Origin of the sequence: Streptomyces sp. 130 (assembly GCF_007096885.1) — a bacterium.
Lineage (GTDB): Bacteria > Actinomycetota > Actinomycetes > Streptomycetales > Streptomycetaceae > Streptomyces.
This window is the reverse complement of record NZ_VJNO01000011.1, coordinates 88641-109016: the sequence shown is the minus strand read 5'-3', so window position 1 is coordinate 109016 and position 20376 is coordinate 88641. Positions and strand designations below refer to the sequence as shown.

The following is a 20376-nucleotide window of genomic DNA, read 5'->3' as shown; positions in this document are numbered from 1 at the left end:
GCGGTCATCAGCTCCATCTGTTGCGGCCGGCCGTCCGGCCGTGGTGTGGTCCGGGCGCGGGTCCGCGCCCGGTGCGCGGGTGCGGGGCGCGGATCAGACGGTGGCCAGGCGCACCTGGGCCGAGCGGGTCCCGGAAGTCGAAGGCGAAGGGCTCACGCACGCCCGATCCGCACGCCTTCTTCGTCTTCTGCGTGCTGTTGGCGACGACGCGGACGACGGCGCAGTCCCCGTCCATGCGGGTGTCCTCCACCCAGCCCGTGACCCGCACCGAGTTCCCGGTCGGGCAGGTGACCCGCCAGGAGGCCGTGGCACCGCTGGTCTTCGGGGCCCGGGCGGCGCCGCATCCGTCGGCGTGCGCCGTGCCGGCCGCGCCGAGGGCGAGCCCGCCGGCGAGCACGACGGCCGAGAGGGCTGAGGAGAGGGTCTTGCGGGCAGCGGACATGAGGAACTCCTGGAGAGCCGGTGGGAGAGGCGCCGCAACGGATCGCTGGGCGCACCACCAGGCTGCCCGGCCCGGACAGGCGGGACGAAGAGATGCCGTATGCCTGCGTAGGGGCATCGATGCAGCCGCGCACGCCCCGCCCTGACCTGCTGTTATGTCTCCAGGCAGGAGGCCGGGCGGCCCTGCGTGCCGGCGCCGCGCCGCCCCGGGCCGCAGGCCCTCACGGGGACACGGACGCCGAAGGGGTGGCGGCCGGCCGGTGATAGGGCGTGCCCTGGGGCGGGCTCTGGCTCACCAGCAGGGCCAGCCAGGTCTCCGTGTCGACCCGGCCCGTCGGGTGCAGTCCCTGTGCCTGCTGGAAGAAGCTCACGTCGGCGGCGTTCGTCGGGGTGAACGTCCCCGTCACCTCCGTGGCGCCCTGGCCCGCGTTGTCCAGCAGTTCCTGCGCGGCCCGTACGGCGAAGCCCCGGTCTCCCAGCGCGATGTCCCGGACCAGCACCGGCCAGGTCCTCCGGCCCACCTTGCCGTCCGCGGGGAGGTGGTTCGCGCGCTGGAAGTCCACGACGGCCCGGTACGTCCTGTCCCCGAAGATCCCGTCCGCCTCCAGCTCGTAACCCTCCTCCTTCAGCAGGTACTGCAGGGCGCGGCCCGGCGTGAACTGGTCCTCGTGCCGCTTGCGCCTCAGCACCGGCCAGGCGCGCGTCTTCCCGGCCGCGGAGACCGCACCCGCCCGTCCCTCCTCGCGGGCCGCGGGCGTCGAGACCGGCTTCCAGCGCTGCTGTGTGACGGCGCCGGCGGCGAACGCGGCCACCAGGGCCGCCGCTGCCAGCGCCGCCACCGGCAGCCGGCGGCGCAGGAGCGAGCCCCGGGGACGGCTCTCGCGCGCACCGGAGTCCCGCCCCGCTCCGGCAGCGGCCCCGGGGCCGCCGGCTCCCTCCCGCCCGTGGACGACGGCCCGCCGGCGGCTCTGGTCCGCCAGGGCCGCCCCGCACCACACCCGTGCCTGTTCCAGCTCTTCGGCGGGGGCCCCGAGGTGGGCGTGCAGCGCCTCGACCACGCGCGGCGGCGCCGTGGAGGGGTGCTTCACGTTCAGATAGCGCGAGAGCGTGGTCTGGTCGATGCCGAGGCGCGAGGCCAGCGCCTGCTGCGTGGGCCGCGTACCACCGTCCGGTCCTCCGGCCGCCTCCCACCACCCGCGCAGCAGCCCCGCGAGCAGCACTCCGGGAGGGGCCTCACGGCCTTCGCTCCCCGGCTCATCCGCCATGCCTGCGCTCCTCCCGGTCGTGGCGCGGGACCGGCACGGCGGCCGAATCCTCCTGCCTGCCGGCATATACGCAGGTCAGATGACGTGCATAGGTGCATACCCGGATGCATCGGCCGACAGTGGAGCAGATCGTAGCGAGAGCGGTCACCCGTCCGGCACGACGATTTTGCCGCCGCCCGGACGAACGGGCGGCCCGGAGCAGGAGAATCCCCCAGCGCCGTGGTGCCCGCCCCCGTCCACCGCCCCCTCCGCCACCACCGGTCATTCACCCGGAGGGGTGGCCGCGCGTAGCCGCCCCGAGCCCGCGGACCCGCCCGCCGCGCACGGCCGGCCCTTGCCTTGACGTCGGCGTAAAGGATTACGGTCGCCGTATGCGAATCGGGGAGCTGGCCGAACGGGCCGGGACGACGACGCGGACGCTGCGCTACTACGAGTCGCGGGGGCTGCTGCCCGCGCGGCGCGCGGTGAACGGCTACCGCACGTACGACGAGAGCGACCTCAGGCTCATCCGGCAGATCCGGACCCTCCAGGACTTCGGGTTCGACCTGGAGGAGACCCGGCCCTTCGTGGAGTGCCTGCGCGCCGGGCACCCCGCCGGGGACGCCTGCCCCGCCTCGCTCGCCGTCTACCGGCGCAAGCTCGGCGAGCTCGACCGGCTCATCGAGCAGCTGCGGGCCGTCCGCACGGAGGTGGGCGCCCAGCTGGCCCGCGCCGAGCTGGAGGCGTCCGCCGGACTGCCCGGCGGCCCCGAACCACGCTGCGAACTGGGAGGATGACAGATGATCCACGCAACGGGCGTCGACGAGCTCACCGACGACAACTTCGACGCCGAGGTACGGGGGGAGACCCGGCCCGTCCTGGTGGAGTTCACCGCCGACTGGTGCGGCCCCTGCCGCCAGCTCGCCCCGGTCCTGGGCGCCATCGCCGAGGAGGAGCGCGAACGGCTCCGCGTCGTCCAGATCGACGTCGACCGCAACCCGGGGACCAGCACCCGGTACGGCGTCCTCTCGATGCCGACGCTGATGGTGTTCCGGGACGGCGAACCGGTGAAGTCCATGGTCGGCGCCCGCCCGAAGCGGCGGCTCCTCCAGGAGCTGGAGGACGTGCTCTGAACCGCCCGAGGGGGCGAGGCCACCGGGCCCCGCCCCCTCACCGTCTCACGCCGGCTTGAACCACACCGTCGCCAGCGGCGGCAGCGTCAGCGACACGCTCCACGGCCTGCCGTGCGACGGCACGTCCTGCGGCTTCAGCGGCTCCTCGTTGACGACCCCGCCGCCCCCGTACCGGACCGCGTCCGTGTTCAGGACCTCGGCCCACAGCCGGGGGCCCTCCGGCACCCCGAGCCGGTAGTCGTGCCGGACCACCGGCGAGAAGTTGGACACCGCCAGCAGCGGCGCGCCCTTCGCGTCGTGGCGCAGGAACGCGAACACGTTGTCCTCCGCGGCGCCCCCGTCCACCCAGGCGAAGCCCTCCGGACGGGTGTCGCGCTGCCAGAGCGCGGGCGTCGCCCCGTACACCCTGTTCAGGTCGGCCACCAGGTCCCGCACCCCGCGGTGGTCGCCGGACGCCTCGTACGACGGGTCCAGCAGCCACCAGTCCGGGCCGTGCCCCTCCGACCACTCCGCGCCCTGCGCGAACTCCTGGCCCATGAACAGCAGCTGCTTGCCCGGGTGGGCCCACATGAAGCCCAGGTAGGCGCGGTGGTTGGCGCGCCGCTGCCACCAGTCGCCCGGCATCTTGGAGACCAGCGCCTGCTTGCCGTGCACCACCTCGTCGTGCGAGATCGGCAGCACGTAGTTCTCGCTGTACGCGTACACCATCGAGAACGTCATCTCGTTGTGGTGGTACTTGCGGTGCACCGGCTCCTTGGACACGTAGACCAGCGAGTCGTGCATCCAGCCCATGTTCCACTTCAGCCCGAAGCCGAGCCCGCCGTGGTCGGTGGAGCGGGTCACGCCGTCCCAGGCGGTGGACTCCTCGGCGATGGTGACCACCCCCGGATTGCGCCGGTAGACCGTGGCGTTCATCTCCTGGAGGAAGGCGACCGCGTCCAGGTTCTCCCGCCCGCCGAACTCGTTCGGCGACCACTGGCCGTCCTCGCGCGAGTAGTCCAGGTAGAGCATCGAGGCCACCGCGTCCACCCGCAGCCCGTCGATGTGGAACTGCTCGCACCAGTACGTGGCGTTGGCGACCAGGAAGTTGCGGACCTCGGCCCGCCCGTAGTCGAACTCCAGCGTCCCCCAGTCCGGGTGCGCGGCCCGCCTCGGGTCCTCGTGCTCGTACAGCGGCCGGCCGTCGAACTCCGCGAGGGCCCAGTCGTCGCGCGGGAAGTGCGCCGGCACCCAGTCCATGATCACGCCGATCCCGGCCCGGTGCAGCGCGTCCACCAGGAAGCGGAAGTCGTCCGGCGAGCCCATCCGCGAGGTCGGGGCGTAGAACCCGGTGACCTGGTAGCCCCAGGAGCCGCCGAAGGGGTGCTCGGAGACCGGCATCAGCTCGACGTGCGTGAAGCCCAGCTCCTTCACGTACGCGGGCAGCTGCTCGGCCAGCTGCCGGTACGACAGACCGGGCCGCCAGGACGGCAGGTGCACCTCGTACACCGAGAACGGCGCCTCGTGCACCGGCACGTTGCCGCGGTTCGCCATCCACTCCTGGTCCTGCCACACGTGGTGCGCGGCCGTCACCACCGAGGCGGTGGCGGGCGGCACCTCGGTGTGCCGGGCCATCGGGTCCGAGCGCATCGTGTGCGAACCGTCGGGGCGGCAGATGTCGAACTTGTACAGCGCGCCCTCCCCGGTCCCCGGCAGGAACAGCTCCCACACCCCGGACGCGCCCAGCGACCGCATCGGGAAGCCCGTGCCGTCCCAGTAGTTGAAGTCACCGCACACCCGCACGCCCCGGGCATTCGGCGCCCACACCGTGAACCGCGTCCCGGCGACCTGCTGGTGCTCCATCGGCCGGGCCCCGAGCGCGGTCCACAGCTCCTCGTGCCGGCCCTCCCGGATCAGATGCAGATCCAGCTCCCCGAGCGCGGGCAGGAAGCGGTACGGGTCGTGGACCTCGATCTCGTTGTCGTCGTACGCGACCAGCAGCCGGTACTCCGGCACCGAGGGCAGCGGCAGCACCCCGGAGAACAGCCCGTCCCCGTCACTGTGCAGCGGCGCCCGCAGCCCCTTCGCGAGCACGGTGACCGACCGGGCGAACGGGCGCAGCACCCGGATCTCCACCCCGCCGTCCACCTCGTGCGCCCCGAGCAGATCGTGCGGGGCGTGATGCTCACCGGCCAGCAGCCGGCCCCGGTCGGCGTCGGACAGCGGGGTGGCCGGGCGCAGCTCCTGGCTGCCGGCGCTGCGGGGCCTGGGCGGTGCGGCGGCCTTCTTCGCGCGCTTCGCCGGGGCGGCGGCCCCCGTCGCGGGGGTCTTCCTCGGGGCGCGCTTCTTCGCGGGCGGCCCGGCCGGCGGCGAGGAGAGGGTGGCGGCGATCGGCTCCTCGGTGAGCGGGAGCTCGGCGGCGGGCGTGGCGGGGACGGCGGGCTCGGACTTGCGGGACGGCTTGCGGGCGGTCACAGGGACTGCCTCCTCGGAGGTGTTGGCGGGGTGGGGCGGACGGGGCGGTACGGGGGAGGGGGCATCGTCAGCCGGCGGGGACCGAGGCCAGGCGGTGGATCGCGGCCATCGGGACCGGCAGCCAGTCGGGCCGGTGCCGGGCCTCGTACAGCACCTCGTACACCGCCTTGTCGGTCTCGTGGGCGCGCAGCAGCTCCGGCTCGGCGCGCGGGTCGGCGCCCGCCGCCTCGGCGTAGCCGTCGCAGTACGCGTCCCGGCAGCGGGCGGCCCACTCGGGCTTCCAGGGCCGGTGCGAGCGGGCCGCGTAGTCGAAGGAGCGCAGCATCCCGGCCACGTCGCGCACCGGGGGCTGCGGGCTGCGGCGCTCCGGGAGCGGCCGGGCCGGCTCGCCCTCGAAGTCGATCAGTGACCAGAAACCGTCGGCGCCGCGCAGGGTCTGGCCGAGGTGGAGGTCGCCGTGCACCCGCTGGGCGGCCCAGCTGCGCCCCCGGTGCCCGAGCGCGGCGACCGCGTCGAAGGCGGTGCGCAGCCCGGGGACGTACGGGACCAGCTCCGGGACCGCGTGGGCGGCGGCCTCCAGGCGCTCCACCATGGCCGCGGCGAGCTCGTCGGTCTGGGAGCGCCGGAGCACCGGGGTCGGGAGGGCGGCGGCCAGCGCGGTGTGCACCTCGGCCGTCGCCCGGCCCAGCGCCCTCGCCTCGGCGAGGAAGTCGTGCCCGGTGGCGAGGGCGCGCAGGGCGAGCTGCCAGCCGTCCTGGGCACCGCGCAGGAAGGGCTGGAGCACCCCGAGCGTCAGCCGCTCCGGGGTCGCCGCCTCGAACCAGGCGACCGGCGCGGGGACCCGCCCGCACCCCTCGCGGGACAGGGCGAGCGGCAGTTCCAGGTCGGGGTTGGTGCCCGGGAAGACCCGGCGGAAGATCTTCAGGATGTACGCGTTGCCGTACACCAGCGAGGAGTTGGACTGCTCGGTGTCCAGCACCCGGGGCGGCAGGTCCTCCGGGATCGGCTCCGCGCCCCGGTCGAAGCGGACCGCCCCGAGCCGGCCGGGGGTGCGCAATCGTTCCAGCAGCAGCGAGGCCAGGCGCGCGTCGTGCAGCCCGTCGTAGACCGCGAGCCCGGCCAGCGGCCCGTCGGGCACCCGGCCGACGGCGGCGGGCGCCAGGTGCTGGGGCAGCGCGGAGCGGACCCCGAGGAGCAACTGGTAGCAGTCCACGGGGGGCTGGGCGGGCATCGTGGGCTGGTGGACCCGCACCAGCAGGTGCAGGAGCCCGGGGGAGGAGCCGTCGCCGCCGTCCACCGGCAGTATCTCGGTGGCCGAGACGAGCGAGAAGGCGGTGATGGGCCGTCCCTTGCCCGCGAACCACCGCTGCCGGGGCAGCCATTCGTGGAGCAGCGGTCCGAGAGACGGAATCAGGGCTGTGCTGTTCGCCAGGGTGACCTGAGCGGATGCAGCCTCCGACATGGCATCGCGTCCTTTCCCCGGGCACACCACAGGATGCGAAGAGTGTCCCGGATTGCGGCATTGGCTGTCCGGCTGTGCGGGACGTGTCGGGTCAGGATGATCCGTACGGACTCGACATGAGGGGATAGAAACGCCAGGAGAATCCAGGAACCTTCCTGAACCACCCGGTATGGGGGCGGGTGCCCCGTGCGGAGCGGCGGTAACCGCCCCGCACGCGGCCCTCGCGCGTCAGCTCGGCGGCGCGTCCTTGCGCAGCCGGAACCAGTAGAAGCCGTGTCCCGCGAGTGTCAGCAGGTAGGGCCACTGACCGATGGCGGGGAAGCGCACCCCGCCGATCAGCTCCACCGGATGACGCCCGTTGAAGGACCTGAGGTCGAGCTCCGTCGGCTGTGCGAACCGGGAGAAGTTGTGGACGCACAGCACGAGGTCGTCCCCGTGCTCACGGGTGAAGGCGAGCACGGCCGGGTTCGACGAGGGCAGTTCGTTGTAGGTGCCGAGGCCGAACGCCGGGTTCTGCTTGCGGATCTCGATCATCCGCCGTGTCCAGTGCAGCAGCGAGGACGGGGAGGCCATCGACGCCTCGACGTTGGTGACCTGGTAGCCGTAGACCGGGTCCATGATCGTGGGGAGGTAGAGCCGCCCCGGATCGCTGGAGGAGAACCCGGCGTTGCGGTCGGGCGTCCACTGCATCGGGGTGCGTACGGCGTCCCGGTCGCCCAGCCAGATGTTGTCGCCCATCCCGATCTCGTCCCCGTAGTAGAGGATCGGGGAGCCCGGCAGCGACAGCAGCAGGGCGGTGAACAGCTCGATCTGGTTGCGGTCGTTGTCCAGCAGCGGCGCCAGCCGGCGGCGGATGCCGATGTTGGCCCGCATCCTCGGGTCCTTGGCGTACTCCGCGTACATGTAGTCGCGTTCTTCGTCCGTCACCATTTCGAGCGTCAGCTCGTCGTGGTTGCGCAGGAAGATGCCCCACTGGCAGTTGTCCGGGATCGCCGGGGTCTTCGCCAGGATTTCCGAGACCGGGTAGCGGCTCTCGCGCCGTACGGCCATGAAGATGCGCGGCATCACGGGGAAGTGGAACGCCATGTGGCACTCGTCCCCGCCGGACTGGTAGTCGCCGAAGTAGTCCACGACGTCCTCGGGCCACTGGTTGGCCTCGGCGAGCAGGACCGTGTCCGGGTAGTTGGCGTCGATCTCCTTGCGGACCCGCTTGAGGAAGTTGTGGGTCTCGGGGAGGTTCTCGCAGTTGGTGCCCTCGCGCTGGTAGAGGTACGGCACCGCGTCGACCCGGAAGCCGTCGATGCCCAGGTCCAGCCAGAAGCGGAGCGCGGAGATGATCTCCTCCTGCACCGCCGGGTTCTCGTAGTTGAGGTCGGGCTGGTGCGAGAAGAACCGGTGCCAGTAGTACTGCTTGCGCACCGGGTCGAAGGTCCAGTTGGACGTCTCGGTGTCCACGAAGATGATCCGGGCGTCCTGGAACTGCTTGTCGTCGTCGGCCCAGACGTAGTAGTCGCCGTACGGCCCGTCGGGGTCGGTCCGGGACTGCTGGAACCACTCGTGCTGGTCGCTCGTGTGGTTCATGACGAAGTCGATGATCACGCGCATGCCGCGCTGGTGCGCGGCGTCCACGAACTCCACGAAGTCGGCGAGGTCGCCGAACTCCGGCAGCACGGCGGTGTAGTCGGAGACGTCGTAACCGCCGTCGCGCAGCGGGGACTTGAAGAACGGCGGCAGCCAGAGGCAGTCCACCCCCAGCCACTGGAGGTAGTCGAGCTTGGCGGTGAGCCCCTTCAGGTCTCCGATGCCGTCGCCGTTGGAGTCCTGGAAGGACCGGACGAGCACCTCGTAGAAGACGGCACGCTTGAACCAGTCGGGATCGCGGTCCTTGGCCGGGGTGTCCTCGAACGTGTCGTGGACGGGCTCATTGACGATCATGGTGTGGGTGACCCTCCGGTCGGCGGGGACGGTCGCAGGACGGCGATGTGCGCGGGCGTCACGCCCGGCTCAAGGCGCACATAGAACGTCCTGCCCCAGTGATAGGAAGTGCCGGTGAGCTCGTCGCGCACCGGCACGCTCTCGTGCCGGTCGAGGCCGAGTTGCGGCATGTCCAACGAGACGGTCGCCTCCTGGGTGTGGTGCGGGTCGAGGTTGACGACCACCAGAAGGATGTTCGAACCGGAACGCTTGCTGTAGGCGATCACCGCGTCGTTGTCCGACGCGTGGAAGTGCACGTCACGCAGCTGCTGCAGGGCCGGGTGGCGGCGCCTGATCCGGTTGAGCGAGGTGATGAGCGGGGCGAGCGAACGGCCCTCACGCTCTGCGGCTTCCCAGTCCCTGGGCCGGATCTCGTACTTCTCCGAGTCGAGGTACTCCTCACTGCCGTGGTGGATCGGGGTGTTCTCGCACAGCTCGTACCCCGCGTACACCCCCCAGGAGGGGGAAAGGGTCGCCGCGAGCACCGCCCTGGCCTCAAAGGCGGGCCTGCCGCCCTCCTGAAGGTATCCCGGAAGGATGTCGGGGGTGTTCACGAAGAAATTCGGCCGCATGAACGCGGCGGTCTCACCGGCCAGTTCGGTCACGTAATCCGTGAGTTCCTGGCGGGTGTTCCGCCAGGTGAAATACGTGTACGACTGCTGGAACCCGATGGCGGCCAGGGTGCGCATCATCGCCGGCCGGGTGAATGCCTCGGCCAGGAAGATCACGTCGGGATCGGTGCGGTTGATCTCCGCGATGACCTTCTCCCAGAAGATCACCGGCTTCGTGTGCGGATTGTCGACGCGGAAGATCCGTACGCCCCGGTCCATCCAGAAGCGCAGGATGCGCACGCTCTCCGCGACGATGCCCGGAAGGTCCTTGTCGAAGGCGATCGGATAGATGTCCTGGTATTTCTTCGGCGGATTCTCCGCGTACGCGATCGAGCCGTCGGCCCGGTGCTGGAACCACTCCGGGTGCTTCTCCACCCACGGGTGGTCCGGCGAGCACTGGAGGGCGAAATCCAGGGCCACTTCGAGACGCAGGTTGCGGGCCGTCTCCACGAAATGGTCGAAGTCCTCCAGCGTGCCCAGATCCGGGTGGACCGCGTCGTGTCCGCCCTCCGCCGAACCGATCGCCCAGGGCACTCCCACATCGTGCGGGGCGGGGGTCAGCGAGTTGTTCGGGCCCTTGCGGTGCGTCGTGCCGATGGGGTGGACGGGCGGCAGATAGACCACGTCGAAGCCCATCGCGGCGACCGCCGGGAGCCGCTCGGCCGCCGTCCGGAAGGTGCCGCTGACCAGCCGCGGCCGCTGCGGCTCGGCGGACTTGGCGCCCCGGCCCCCGCGCGGCTTCGGGGTTTCGTACCTGGCGCCCTCGGAGCGCGGAAACATCTCGTACCAGGAGCCGTACAGCGCGCGCCGCCGCTCGACCACCAGCGGGTGCGGCCGTGACGCGGTCACCAGTTCGCGCAGCGGATGGCGGTCCAGCGCGGCCCGGGCCTCCGGCGCCAGCGCCGCCGCGAGGCGCGCCTCGGCCGGCCGGGACTCGTCGCGCAGCGCGTCCACCGCCGCCAGCACCGCCTCCCGGCCGTCGCGCTTCGGGACGCCCTCGGCGGCGCGCTCGTACAGCTCGGCGCCCTCGGCGAGGACCAGCGCGGTGTCGATGCCCGCCGGGATCTTGATGCCGGCCGCGTGGCGCCAGGTGGCGACCGGGTCGCTCCACGCCTCGACCGTGTACGTCCAGCGGCCCTCGGAGTCCGGGGTGACCTCGGCGCCCCAGCGGTCGGTGCCCGGGGCCAGCTCGCGCATCGGCGTCCAGGGGCCCGGGCGCCCGCTCGGGCTGCGCAGCACCACATTGGCCGCCACCGCGTCATGGCCCTCCCGGAAGACGGTCGCGGTGACCTGGAAGGTCTCACCGGCAACGGCCTTGGCGGGCCTTCTGCCGCAGTCGACGAGCGGATGGACGTCGAGAACGGGAATGCGACCGATCATGGAATCACCTGGGGACTGGAGCTCGGACTCGGCAAAGTGGGCAGCGTGCGCCGAAGGCTGAACGCGCGCGCCGCGAAGATGGGGTTGCGTCCTTTCTAGCCGCTCGGTGGATGACTGGTGGGGTGTGGGCATGGCCGCTCCTGTGCGCGTTCACTCGAATGGCAGTCCAAACAGGTCGTATACGAACCGGGGACCGATCACCGGCGGCCAGGGAATGAATCACACGCGTGCCGGAGATGAACCGTCATCGGCTGTCATCCGAATGCATTCTTTCCGGGTACCGGAGAAGCCTTCCCCCGCATCGTGGTGGGCCAATCCGGTGATATGTCATCTCCTCGGGCGTACGGGGGAGGTGGGAATGGGCGCCACCCGGCAGCTTTCCCTGTGCCGTGAAGGCCCACAAGACCGAATGAGGGGAAGGAATCGGCCATAACGCCTGTGACGTACGGGCCCGGTGACGCCCTGCGGGACGGGGGAGGCGTACGGGAAAGCCGCGCGCCGTGTCGGGCGCGCCGGGGACACGGTTACCGTCGAGGGTGACGGAGCGGCGCACATGGAGGTGCGTCCCGCTCGGATTCGTAGGTCCCCTGTAAAGGTGGAACGCGTGAAGGCCATTCGTCGATTCACCGTGCGTCCCGTCCTTCCGGACTCCCTCCAACCCCTCAGCGACCTGGCGCGGAACCTGCGCTGGTCCTGGCACACCGAGACCCGTGAGCTCTTCCGGGCCGTCGACCCGGCGGCCGGCTCCGGCGCGGAGTGCGATCCCGTACGCCTGCTCGGCTCCGTGTCCGCGGGGCGGCTCGCCGAGCTGGCCCGGGACGAAGCGTTCCTGCACCGGCTCGCCGAGGCGTCCGCCGGCCTGCGCGCGTACCTCCAGGAGCCCCGCTGGTACCAGGAGCAGCGCGAGCAGGACGGCGCGCTCCCCGCCGCCATCGCCTACTTCTCACCCGAATTCGGGGTGACCGCCGCCCTGCCCCAGTACTCCGGCGGGCTCGGCATCCTCGCCGGGGACCACCTCAAGGCCGCCAGCGACCTGGGCGTGCCCCTCATCGGCGTCGGGCTGCTCTACCGGCACGGCTACTTCCGGCAGAGCCTGTCCCGGGACGGCTGGCAGCAGGAGCACTACCCCGTCCTCGACCCGAACGAGCTGCCGCTCACCCTGATCCGCGAGGCCGACGGCACCCCCAGCCAGATCGTCCTGGACCTGCCCGGCGGCCGGTCCCTGCACGCGCAGATCTGGCAGGCCCACGTCGGCCGGGTCCCCCTGCTCATGCTCGACTCCGACGTCGAGGAGAACGCCCCCGGCGAACGCGAGGTCACCGACCGGCTGTACGGCGGCGGCAGCGAGCACCGGCTGCTCCAGGAGATGCTGCTCGGCATCGGCGGCGTCCGCGCCGTGCGCGCCTACTGCCGGCTGACCGGCCACGCCGCCCCCGAGGTCTTCCACACCAACGAGGGCCACGCCGGCTTCCTCGGCCTGGAACGCATCCGCGAACTCGCGGCGACCGGCCTGGACTTCGACGCCGCGGTGGAATCCGTGCGGGCCGGCACCGTCTTCACCACCCACACCCCGGTCCCGGCCGGAATCGACCGGTTCGACCGCGAGCTCGTCGCCCGTCACTTCGGCGAGGACGGCGAACTGCCCGGGGTCCCCGCCGAACGCGTCCTGGAGCTCGGCACCGAGACCTACCCCGGCGGCGACCCGGGCGTCTTCAACATGGCGGTCATGGGACTGCGGCTCGCCCAGCGCGCCAACGGGGTCTCCACGCTGCACGGCGCGGTCAGCCGGCAGATGTTCGCCGGTCTCTGGCCGGGCTTCGACGCGCCGGAGGTCCCGATCACCTCCGTCACCAACGGCGTCCACGCGCCGACCTGGGTGGCCCCCGAGGTCTACCGGCTGCGCGCCGAGTCGGGCGGCACCCCGGGCCGCTGGGACTCCGTCGCGGACATCCCGGCCCGCCGGCTCTGGGACCTGCGCCGCACCCTGCGCGAACAGCTGGTGGCCGAGGTCCGGCAGCGGCTGCACGCCTCCTGGCGCCACCGGGGCGCCCAGCCCGCCGAACTCGGCTGGATCGACGGGGTGCTCGACCCGGACGTCCTCACCATCGGCTTCGCCCGCCGCGTCCCCTCGTACAAGCGGCTGACGCTGATGCTGCGCGACCGGGACCGGCTGCGGGCGCTGCTGCTGCACCCGGAGCGGCCGGTCCAGATCGTCGTCGCGGGCAAGGCCCACCCGGCCGACGACGGCGGGAAGCGGCTGGTCCAGGAGCTGGTCAGGTTCGCCGACGACGCCCGGGTCCGGCACCGCATCGTCTTCCTGCCCGACTACGGGATGGCGATGGCCCAGAAGCTCTACCCGGGCTGCGACGTCTGGCTGAACAACCCGCTGCGCCCGTTGGAGGCGTGCGGTACCAGCGGGATGAAGGCCGCGCTCAACGGCTGCCTCAACCTCTCCGTCCTCGACGGCTGGTGGGACGAGTGGTTCGAGCCGGACTTCGGCTGGGCGATCCCCACGGCCGAGGGCGGCGCGCTGGACGAGGACCGGCGCGACGACCTGGAGGCGGGCGCCCTGTACGAGCTGATCGAGGACCGGGTCGCCCCGCACTTCTACGAGCGCGGGGACGACGGGCTGCCGGGACGCTGGATCGAGATGGTCCGCCGCACGATGGGCACCCTGGGCCCCAAGGTGCTCGCCGACCGCATGGTCGCGGAGTACGTGCAGCGGCTGTACGCCCCCGCCGCGCTCGCCCAGCGCGCGCTGGACGCGCCCCGGGCGCGGGAGCTGGCGGGCTGGAAGGCGAAGGTACGGGCCGCCTGGCCGGGGGTGGCCGTCGACCACGTGGAGGCGGTGGCGCCGACCGCCTCCGTCACGACGGCGGAGCTGGGGTCCACGCTGGCGCTGCGGGTGCGGGTCTCGCTGGGCGCGCTGGCGCCGGACGACGTGGAGGTCCAGGCGGTGGCCGGGCGGGTCGACTCGTCCGACGCGATCACCGAGGCCCAGGTCTTCCCGCTGAAGCCGGCGGGCGGCCAGGACCTGGAGGGCCACTGGCTGTACGAGGGCCCGCTCGCCCTGGACCGCACGGGCCCGTACGGCTACACCGTGCGCGTGCTGCCCGCCCACCGGCTGCTGGCCGGCGGCGCCGAACTCGGCCTGGTCGCGCAGCCGGCCGGGGCCGCCGGCGAGGGCGGCGGCGTGCTGCTGCGCTGAGCGCCGCCCCGGCATGACGGAACCGCCCGGGAGGAGGGTCTCTTCTCCCGGGCGGTTCCGTGTCAGCGGCGGGTCATGCGGTGACCCGCGTGGTGGGGGGTGGCGCGGACGGGGCTCAGAAGGTCAGCTTGAAGCTGTTGATCTTCCCGCTGTCCCCGCTGTAGACGTCCTGGACCTTCAGCTTCCAGGTGCCGTTGGCCGTCTCGGACGAGGCGTTGACGGTGTAGGTCGCCTTGACGTTGTCCGCCGAGTCGCTGATGTTCGAGTTCTTCAGCCGGTAGGTGGAGCCGTCCGGGGCGACGAGGTCGATAACCAGGTCACCGCGGTAGGTGTGGGTGATGTCCACGCCGACCTGCAGGGCGCTGGGCGCCTTGCCGGAGCGGCCGGAGACGGTGACCGAGCTGGTGACGGCCGAGCCGCCGTCCGGGATGGACACGGCGGTCTTGTTCTCGAAGACCGTGCCGTCACCCGGGTCCGTCGGGTCGGTGCCGCCGTCGGAGCGCGCACCCACGTTGATCCCGGCCCAGGCGTCCTGGACGGCCTTGTACTCGGCGCTGCTGGTGCCGTACAGCTCACCGGCCACCGCCAGCGTGCCGGTGCGGGCCCCCGCGTAGTTGGTGGTGGAGGTGAACTTGGTGGTGAGCGCCTTGAACCAGATCTGCTCGGCCTTCGCGCGGCCGATGCCGGTCACCGGCAGGCCGTCGGAGGTGGGGGAGTTGTAGCTGACGCCGTTGATGGTCTTCGCGCCGCTGCCCTCGGACAGCAGGTAGAAGAAGTGGTTGGCCGGGCCCGACGAGTAGTGCACGTCGATGCTGCCGATGCCCGAGTACCAGGAGTCCTTGGAGATGCCGTCGCGGCTCGGCTTGTCCTGGTAGCGCAGCGGCGTGCCGTCGCCGTTGATGTCGATCTTCTCGCCGATCAGGTAGTCACCCGGGTCGGCGGCGGTGTTGGAGTAGAACTCGACGGCGGTGGCGAAGATGTCGCTGGTCGCCTCGTTGAGGCCGCCGGACTCGCCGCTGTAGTTGAGGCCGGCCGTGTTCGAGGTGACGCCGTGGCTCATCTCGTGGGCCGCCACGTCCAGCGCGGTCAGCGGGTTGGCGTTGCCGCTGCCGTCGCCGTACGTCATGCAGAAGCAGCTGTCGTCCCAGAAGGCGTTCACGTAGTTGTTGCCGTAGTGGACGCGGGAGTACGCGCCGACGCCGTCGCCCCGGATGCCGGTGCGGCCGTGGACGTTCTTGTAGTAGTCCCAGGTCTCGGCCGCGCCGTAGTGGGCGTCCGCCGCCGCCGTCTCCGGGTTCGAGGCGCTGCCGTCGCCCCAGACGTCGTCGGCGCCGGAGAAGAGGGTGCCCTTGCCGGACGTGCCGTGGTTCAGGTTGTACGTCTTGTGGCTGCCGCGCGCGGTGTCGGTCAGGTTGTAGCCGCCGGAGGAGCCGGAGGTCCCCAGGGTGACCTGGCCGCTGTACTCGGTGTTGCCGACGCCGTTCTCGATGGCCTGCCACTCGTAGAGCTTCGCTCCGGTGGAGGCGTCCGTGATGACGTGCAGCGCGTTCGGGGTGCCGTCCTCCTGGAGGCCGCCGACCACGGTCTCGTACGCCAGCTGCGGTGTCCCGGAGGCCATCCAGACGACCTTGCGGGGCGCCGTGTCGGCCTCGGCCCGGTCCGAACCGGCCGCCTTCGCCGCGCCGAGCGCCTGCTTGGTGGCCGCCGCCGGGGTGATGTCCGCGACCGTGTCGACGGCCTTCAGCTGGGCGCTGGTGGCGCGGGACGCCTTGACGACGCTCTCCGTCGCGCCGGCCCCGGTCTCCTGGACGACCAGGTCGCCGCCGAGGACCGGGAGACCGTCGAAGGTGCGCTCGTAACGGGTGTGCGTGGTGCCGTCGTTGTCCTGGACGACATCGCGGACGACGAGCTTCTCCCGGGACCCGAGACCGAGCTTCTTCGCCGTGGCCGCCCGGCTCGCGGTGGCCTCGCGGATCAGCTCGGCGCGCTGCGAGGGCGAGAGCTGCTTGGGCAGGGCGCCGGGGTTCGCCTTGGAGGCGGTGGCGGTCCTGGCGGTGCCGTCGTCCGGGGCGGCGGAGGCCGGTCCCGTCTGGACGCCTACGGCGAGGAGGGCGGCTGCGGCTATGAGAGCGCCGGTCGCGGTGGCACGGCGGCTGTGCGTGGATCTCACGCGGACTCCTTCTGCGAGGGGGGTACCGGCGGCTGGGAGAGCCGTCCGGGCAGAGCAAGCAGAGCGCGGAACGGGGTGAAGAGTGTCAGGAGTCGGCCATCTCTGTCAGGACCGCGTCAACAACTTGGCCGGAATTCGTTCGTTGCCGGAAGATACGTGTTCGTTAAGCGGACGTTTCGCGGATCTTCGCACGGCGGTGCCACGGGGGCCGCCGAGCCCTCCCGCGCGCCGAAAGCGCAGGGCGCGTCGGTATTACGGGCGGAAGAGCGGCGTGCGACGCGAATGTGAACGTGCGGAAAGTTCCCACCTGTCGAGACAGTGCGGAGGCGTGGCGCGATCCGGCCGTCCGCCCCCGGGACAAAAGGGGCGGACGGCCGGGTCGTCAGGCCAGGCTCTCCCGCCACGCGCGGTGCAGACCGGCGAACCGGCCGGTGCCCGCGATGAGCTCGGCCGGCGCGCCGTCCTCCACGATCCGCCCCCGCTCCATCACGAGCACCCGGTCCGCGACCTCCACGGTCGAGAGCCGGTGCGCGATGACCACCGCGGTGCGGCCGTGCAGCACCGTGTCCATCGCCTGCTGCACCGCGCGCTCACCGGGGATGTCCAGCGAACTGGTCGCCTCGTCGAGGATCAGCACCGCCGGGTCGGCCAGCAGCGCCCGGGCGAACGCCACCAACTGCCGCTGCCCCGCCGAGATCCGGCCGCCCCGCTTGCGCACATCGGTGTCGTAGCCGTCGGGCAGACCGGTGATGAAGTCATGGGCGCCGATCGCCTTCGCGGCCCGCTCGATCTCCTCCCGGCTTGCCTCCGGCCGGCCGATCGCGATGTTCTCCGCGACCGTCCCGGAGAACAGGAACGCCTCCTGGGTCACCATCACCACACCGCGCCGCAGCTCGGGCGTGGCCAGGTCGCGCAGGTCGGTGCCGTCCAGCAGGACCCGGCCCGCGCTCGGGTCGTAGAACCGGGCGAGCAGCTTGGCGAGCGTCGACTTGCCGGCCCCCGTGGAGCCGACCACGGCCACCGTCTGCCCCGCCGGGATCGTCAGGTCGAACCGGGGCAGCACCTCGCCGCCCGTCCGGTATCCGAAGCTCACCCCGTCGAAGACGACCTCGCGGCCCGGCTCGTCCCCGGCCCTGGCCGGCAGCGCACGGGGCTCCAGCGCCTCCGGGACCGTCGGCGCCTGCGCGAGCAGCCCGGCGATCTTCGCCAGCGAGGCGGCCGCGGACTCGAAGGAGTTGAGGAACATGCTGAGCCGGTCGATCGGGTCGTACAGCCGGCGCAGATAGAGCACCACCGCGGCCAGCACCCCCAGCGCGAGACCGCCGTCCGCCACCCGGTAGGCGCCCCACAGCACGATCGCGGCCACCGCCGTGTTCGCGACGAGCCGCGAGCCGACGACGTAACGCGCGTTCTCCAGCATCGCGTCGCCGTTCGCGGCCCGGTGACGCGTGTTCAGCTCCAGGAAAGCCGCGTCGTTGATCCGCTCGCGGCGGAACGCCTGGACGGGCCGGATGCCGTTCATGGTCTCCGCGAACTTCACGACGACCGACGCGATCGCCGTCGAACGCCCCGCGAAGATCACCGAGGAACGCTTCCGGTACAGCCGCACCAGCAGGTACAGCGGCAGGAAGGACGCCACCGCCACCGCGCCCGTCGCCAGGTCCAGCCAGAGCAGCACCACGGCGATGGACACGAAGGACAGGACGATGTGGATCAGCTCCTGGAGCCCCTCCTCCAGCAGCTCCCGCAGTGACTCCAGGTCGGTCGTGGACCGGGAGATCAGCCGGCCCGAGGTGTAGCGCTCGTGGAAGTCCACGCTGAGCGCCTGCGCGTGGCGGAAGATCCGGCCGCGCAGGTCGAGCAGGACGTCCTGGCTGACCCGCGCGGAGAGCTGGATGAACGCGTACTGCAGGGCGCCCGAGGCCACCGAGCACAGGGCGTAGCCCAGCGCCACGGCGATCAGCGGCCCGTAGTCCTCGTCGCGGAAGGCGGGCACCCCGCTGTCGATGGCGTACGCGACCAGCAGCGGCCCGGCCTGCACCGCGGCCTGCTGCAACAGGATGGCCAGGGCGGACGCGGCCACCCGCCCCCGCATCGGCCGCAGCAGCGAGGCGAGCAGCTGCCGGGTGGCGCCGCGCGGGGTCGGCAGGTCGTCGCGGTCGAAGGGGTCCCCGGCCGCCGCTTCCGGGGCGGCCGTCAGCCGGTCCTCCACGCCGCCGGTGCCGCCGGTGCCGTCGGTGCCGCCGGGTTCGGCGGGCTCGGCCGGCCGGCCGGTCGTCGTGCTGGTCATCGGGTGCTGCCCTCCTCGGCAGGGGCCTTCGTGCCCAGGAATTCGGTGGTGCGGGTGCCGGTGCCGGTGCCGGTGCGAGGGCGGGTGCCGGTGTCGGAGCCAGTGCCGGTGCGGGTGTCGGAGCCGGTGTCGGCGCTGGTGCCGGTGTCGGTGCGGGAGCCGGAGCCGGAGCCGGTGCGGGTGTCGGAGCCGGTGCCGGCCGGCGTGTCCGCGCCCGACATCAGCCAGGCGTACTCGGCGTTGGTGCGCAGGAGTTCCTGATGGGTGCCGACCGCGCTGATCCGGCCCCCGGACAGCAGCGCCACCCGGTCCGCGAGCATCACGGTCGACGGCCGGTGCGCGACCACCACCGCCGTGGTCTCCGCCAGGACCTGCCGGAGCGCCGCCTCGACCAGGGCCTCCGTGTGCACGTCGAGCGCGGAGAGCGGGTCGTCGAGGACCAGGAAGCGCGGCCGGCCCACCACCGCCCGGGCCAGGGCGAGCCGCTGGCGCTGGCCGCCGGACAGGCTCAGGCCCTGCTCGCCGACCTCGGTGTCCACCCCGTGCGGCAGCTCCTGGACGAAGCCGGCCTGGGCGACCGAGAGCGCCCGCAGCAGCTCCTCCTCGCCGGCCCCCTCGGCGCCCATCAGCACGTTCTCCCCGACGCTCGCCGAGAAGAGCGTCGGCTCCTCGAACGCCACCGACACCAGCTCCCGCAGCCGGGCGCGCGGCATCGCGGTGATGTCCTCGCCGTCCAGGGTGATCCGCCCGGCCGTCGCCTCGTACAGCCGGGGCACCAGTGAGGTGAGCGTGGTCTTGCCGGACCCGGTCGCGCCGACCAGGGCCATGGTCTCGCCCGGACGGACGTGCAGGTCGATGCGCTCCAGGACGGGCGCCGAGCCCTCCTCCGCGTCGGGGTAGCGGAACTCGACGCCCTCGAAGACGATGCCGTCCGCCCCGGGGGCCCCGGTCGAGACCGCCCGGCCGGTGTCCTCCTCCTCGGCTGCGTCCATCACCTCGAAGTACCGCTCGGTCGCCGTCGCCGCCTCCTGGCTCATCGCCAGCAGGAAGCCGATCGACTCGACGGGCCAGCGCAGCGCGAGGGCCGTGGAGAGGAAGGCGACCAGGGTGCCCGCCGACAGCCCGCCGTCGGCGACCTCGATCGTCCCGAACACCAGGGCGGCCCCGATGGCGAGTTCGGGGAGCGTGGTGATGAGGGTCCAGATCCGCGCGAGCAGCCGGGCCTTGGCCAGCTCCGTGCCGCGCAGCTGCCCGGCGAGCGCCCGGAAGGCGTCGGACTGGGTGCGGTGGCGGCCGAAGCCCTTGATGATCCGGATGCCGAGCACGCTCTCCTCGACCACGGTCGTCAGGTCGCCGACCTGGTCCTGGGCGCGGCGCGCCACCTTGGCGTACTTCGCCTCGAAGGCCGAGCAGACGAGCACCAGCGGGATGACCGGCACGAGCAGCACCAGGCCGAGCGTCCACTCCTGGAGCAGCAGGACCACGAAGCCGACGAGGATCGTGGTCGCGTTGACCAGCAGGAAGGTCAGCGGGAAGGCCAGGAACATCCGGACCATCATCAGGTCCGTCGTCCCGCGCGACAGCAACTGCCCCGAGGGCCAGCGGTCGTGGAAGGCCACGGGCAGCCGCTGGAGGTGCCGGTAGAGATCCGCCCGCATCGACGCCTCGACCCCCGCCAGCGGACGCGCCACCATCCACCGCCGCACCCCGAACAGCACCGCCTCGGCGACGCCCAGGAGCAGCAGGTACAGCGCGCCGAGCCAGACCCCGCCCGGGTCCGAGTCCGCGACAGGGCCGTCCACGATCCACTTCAGGACGAGCGGGATCACCAGGCTCAGACAGGAGGCGACGATCGCCACCAGGGCGGCCCCGAAGAGCCGTGCCCGTACGGGCCTCACGTACGGCCACAGCCGCAGCAGCGAACGTACGGCCGACCGGTCCTTGGGTTCTACATGTTCCTGGCGCATCAGGAGGAGCCTACGGTCCGTCCGGATATCGGTCCTGCGGTT

At 72.2% G+C, this 20376-nt stretch carries 12 protein-coding genes; 3 read left to right on the top strand and 9 right to left on the bottom strand.

The window, feature by feature from the left end; genetic code table 11:
- Positions 1-7: 7 nt before the first annotated feature.
- Both FKN01_RS12555 and FKN01_RS12550 read right to left on the bottom strand, forming a co-directional pair.
- Entirely contained in the window at positions 8-442 is a 435-nt protein-coding gene (locus FKN01_RS12555) for a hypothetical protein (RefSeq protein ID WP_260696862.1), read from the bottom strand.
- Between the two features lie 220 nt (positions 443-662).
- Positions 663-1706: a peptidoglycan-binding protein gene (locus tag FKN01_RS12550; protein WP_143619652.1), complete on the bottom strand. Its 1044-nt coding sequence runs from the start codon at positions 1704-1706 to the stop codon at positions 663-665.
- A gap of 371 nt (positions 1707-2077) precedes the next feature.
- Here FKN01_RS12550 and FKN01_RS12545 point away from each other — a divergent pair, with 371 nt between their 5' ends.
- Positions 2078-2482, top strand: a complete 405-nt coding sequence (locus tag FKN01_RS12545) for a MerR family transcriptional regulator (RefSeq protein ID WP_143619650.1) — start codon at positions 2078-2080, stop codon at positions 2480-2482.
- A gap of 3 nt (positions 2483-2485) precedes the next feature.
- Complete coding sequence (gene trxA, locus FKN01_RS12540) at positions 2486-2818, top strand: thioredoxin (RefSeq protein WP_143619648.1); 333 nt, start codon at positions 2486-2488, stop codon at positions 2816-2818.
- A gap of 45 nt (positions 2819-2863) precedes the next feature.
- Here the strand turns inward: trxA and glgB are convergent, their stop codons facing one another.
- From glgB to FKN01_RS12520, 4 genes are all read right to left on the bottom strand, one after another.
- Positions 2864-5272 (bottom strand): 1,4-alpha-glucan branching enzyme, encoded by a 2409-nt coding sequence (gene glgB, locus FKN01_RS12535; protein WP_143619646.1) that lies wholly within the window; start codon positions 5270-5272, stop codon positions 2864-2866.
- Positions 5273-5339: 67 nt separating this feature from the next.
- A complete protein-coding gene (locus FKN01_RS12530; protein ID WP_143619644.1) occupies positions 5340-6734 on the bottom strand; it encodes a maltokinase N-terminal cap-like domain-containing protein in 1395 nt (464 codons plus the stop codon).
- 228 nt (positions 6735-6962) lie between these two features.
- Positions 6963-8669 (bottom strand): maltose alpha-D-glucosyltransferase, encoded by a 1707-nt coding sequence (gene treS / locus FKN01_RS12525; RefSeq protein WP_143619642.1) that lies wholly within the window; start codon positions 8667-8669, stop codon positions 6963-6965.
- Positions 8666-10699, bottom strand: coding sequence for an alpha-1,4-glucan--maltose-1-phosphate maltosyltransferase (locus tag FKN01_RS12520; protein WP_143619640.1), 2034 nt, complete (start codon positions 10697-10699; stop codon positions 8666-8668). Before FKN01_RS12520 ends, treS begins: the two co-directional genes overlap by 4 nt.
- A gap of 604 nt (positions 10700-11303) precedes the next feature.
- Between FKN01_RS12520 and glgP the strand changes: the two genes are divergently transcribed.
- Complete coding sequence (gene glgP / locus FKN01_RS12515) at positions 11304-13907, top strand: alpha-glucan family phosphorylase (RefSeq protein WP_185992830.1); 2604 nt, start codon at positions 11304-11306, stop codon at positions 13905-13907.
- Positions 13908-14022: 115 nt separating this feature from the next.
- Here glgP and FKN01_RS12510 read toward each other — a convergent pair whose 3' ends face one another.
- From FKN01_RS12510 to FKN01_RS12500, 3 genes are all read right to left on the bottom strand, one after another.
- Entirely contained in the window at positions 14023-16077 is a 2055-nt protein-coding gene (locus tag FKN01_RS12510; RefSeq protein ID WP_143619638.1) for a M4 family metallopeptidase, read from the bottom strand.
- 382 nt (positions 16078-16459) lie between these two features.
- Entirely contained in the window at positions 16460-18367 is a 1908-nt protein-coding gene (locus FKN01_RS12505; protein ID WP_143619636.1) for an ABC transporter ATP-binding protein, read from the bottom strand.
- The gene (locus FKN01_RS12500) at positions 18364-20334 is read right to left on the bottom strand and encodes an ABC transporter ATP-binding protein (RefSeq protein WP_260696861.1); all 1971 of its coding nucleotides are present in this window, start codon (positions 20332-20334) and stop codon (positions 18364-18366) included. The genes FKN01_RS12505 and FKN01_RS12500 overlap by 4 nt, the downstream gene beginning before the upstream one ends.
- Positions 20335-20376: the final 42 nt, after the last annotated feature.

Bases quoted from the DNA above. Each gene is read 5' to 3' on its own strand.
- FKN01_RS12500 (WP_260696861.1), bottom strand. From the start codon at position 20,334: ATGCGCCAGGAACATGTAGAACCCAAGGACCGGTCGGCCGTACGTTCG.
- FKN01_RS12530 (WP_143619644.1), bottom strand. From the start codon at position 6,734: ATGTCGGAGGCTGCATCCGCTCAGGTCACCCTGGCGAACAGCACAGCC.
- FKN01_RS12545 (WP_143619650.1), top strand. From the start codon at position 2,078: ATGCGAATCGGGGAGCTGGCCGAACGGGCCGGGACGACGACGCGGACG.
- trxA (WP_143619648.1), top strand. From the start codon at position 2,486: ATGATCCACGCAACGGGCGTCGACGAGCTCACCGACGACAACTTCGAC.
- FKN01_RS12505 (WP_143619636.1), bottom strand. From the start codon at position 18,367: ATGACCAGCACGACGACCGGCCGGCCGGCCGAGCCCGCCGAACCCGGC.
- treS (WP_143619642.1), bottom strand. From the start codon at position 8,669: ATGATCGTCAATGAGCCCGTCCACGACACGTTCGAGGACACCCCGGCC.
- FKN01_RS12520 (WP_143619640.1), bottom strand. From the start codon at position 10,699: ATGATCGGTCGCATTCCCGTTCTCGACGTCCATCCGCTCGTCGACTGC.
- FKN01_RS12550 (WP_143619652.1), bottom strand. From the start codon at position 1,706: ATGGCGGATGAGCCGGGGAGCGAAGGCCGTGAGGCCCCTCCCGGAGTG.
- FKN01_RS12555 (WP_260696862.1), bottom strand. From the start codon at position 442: ATGTCCGCTGCCCGCAAGACCCTCTCCTCAGCCCTCTCGGCCGTCGTG.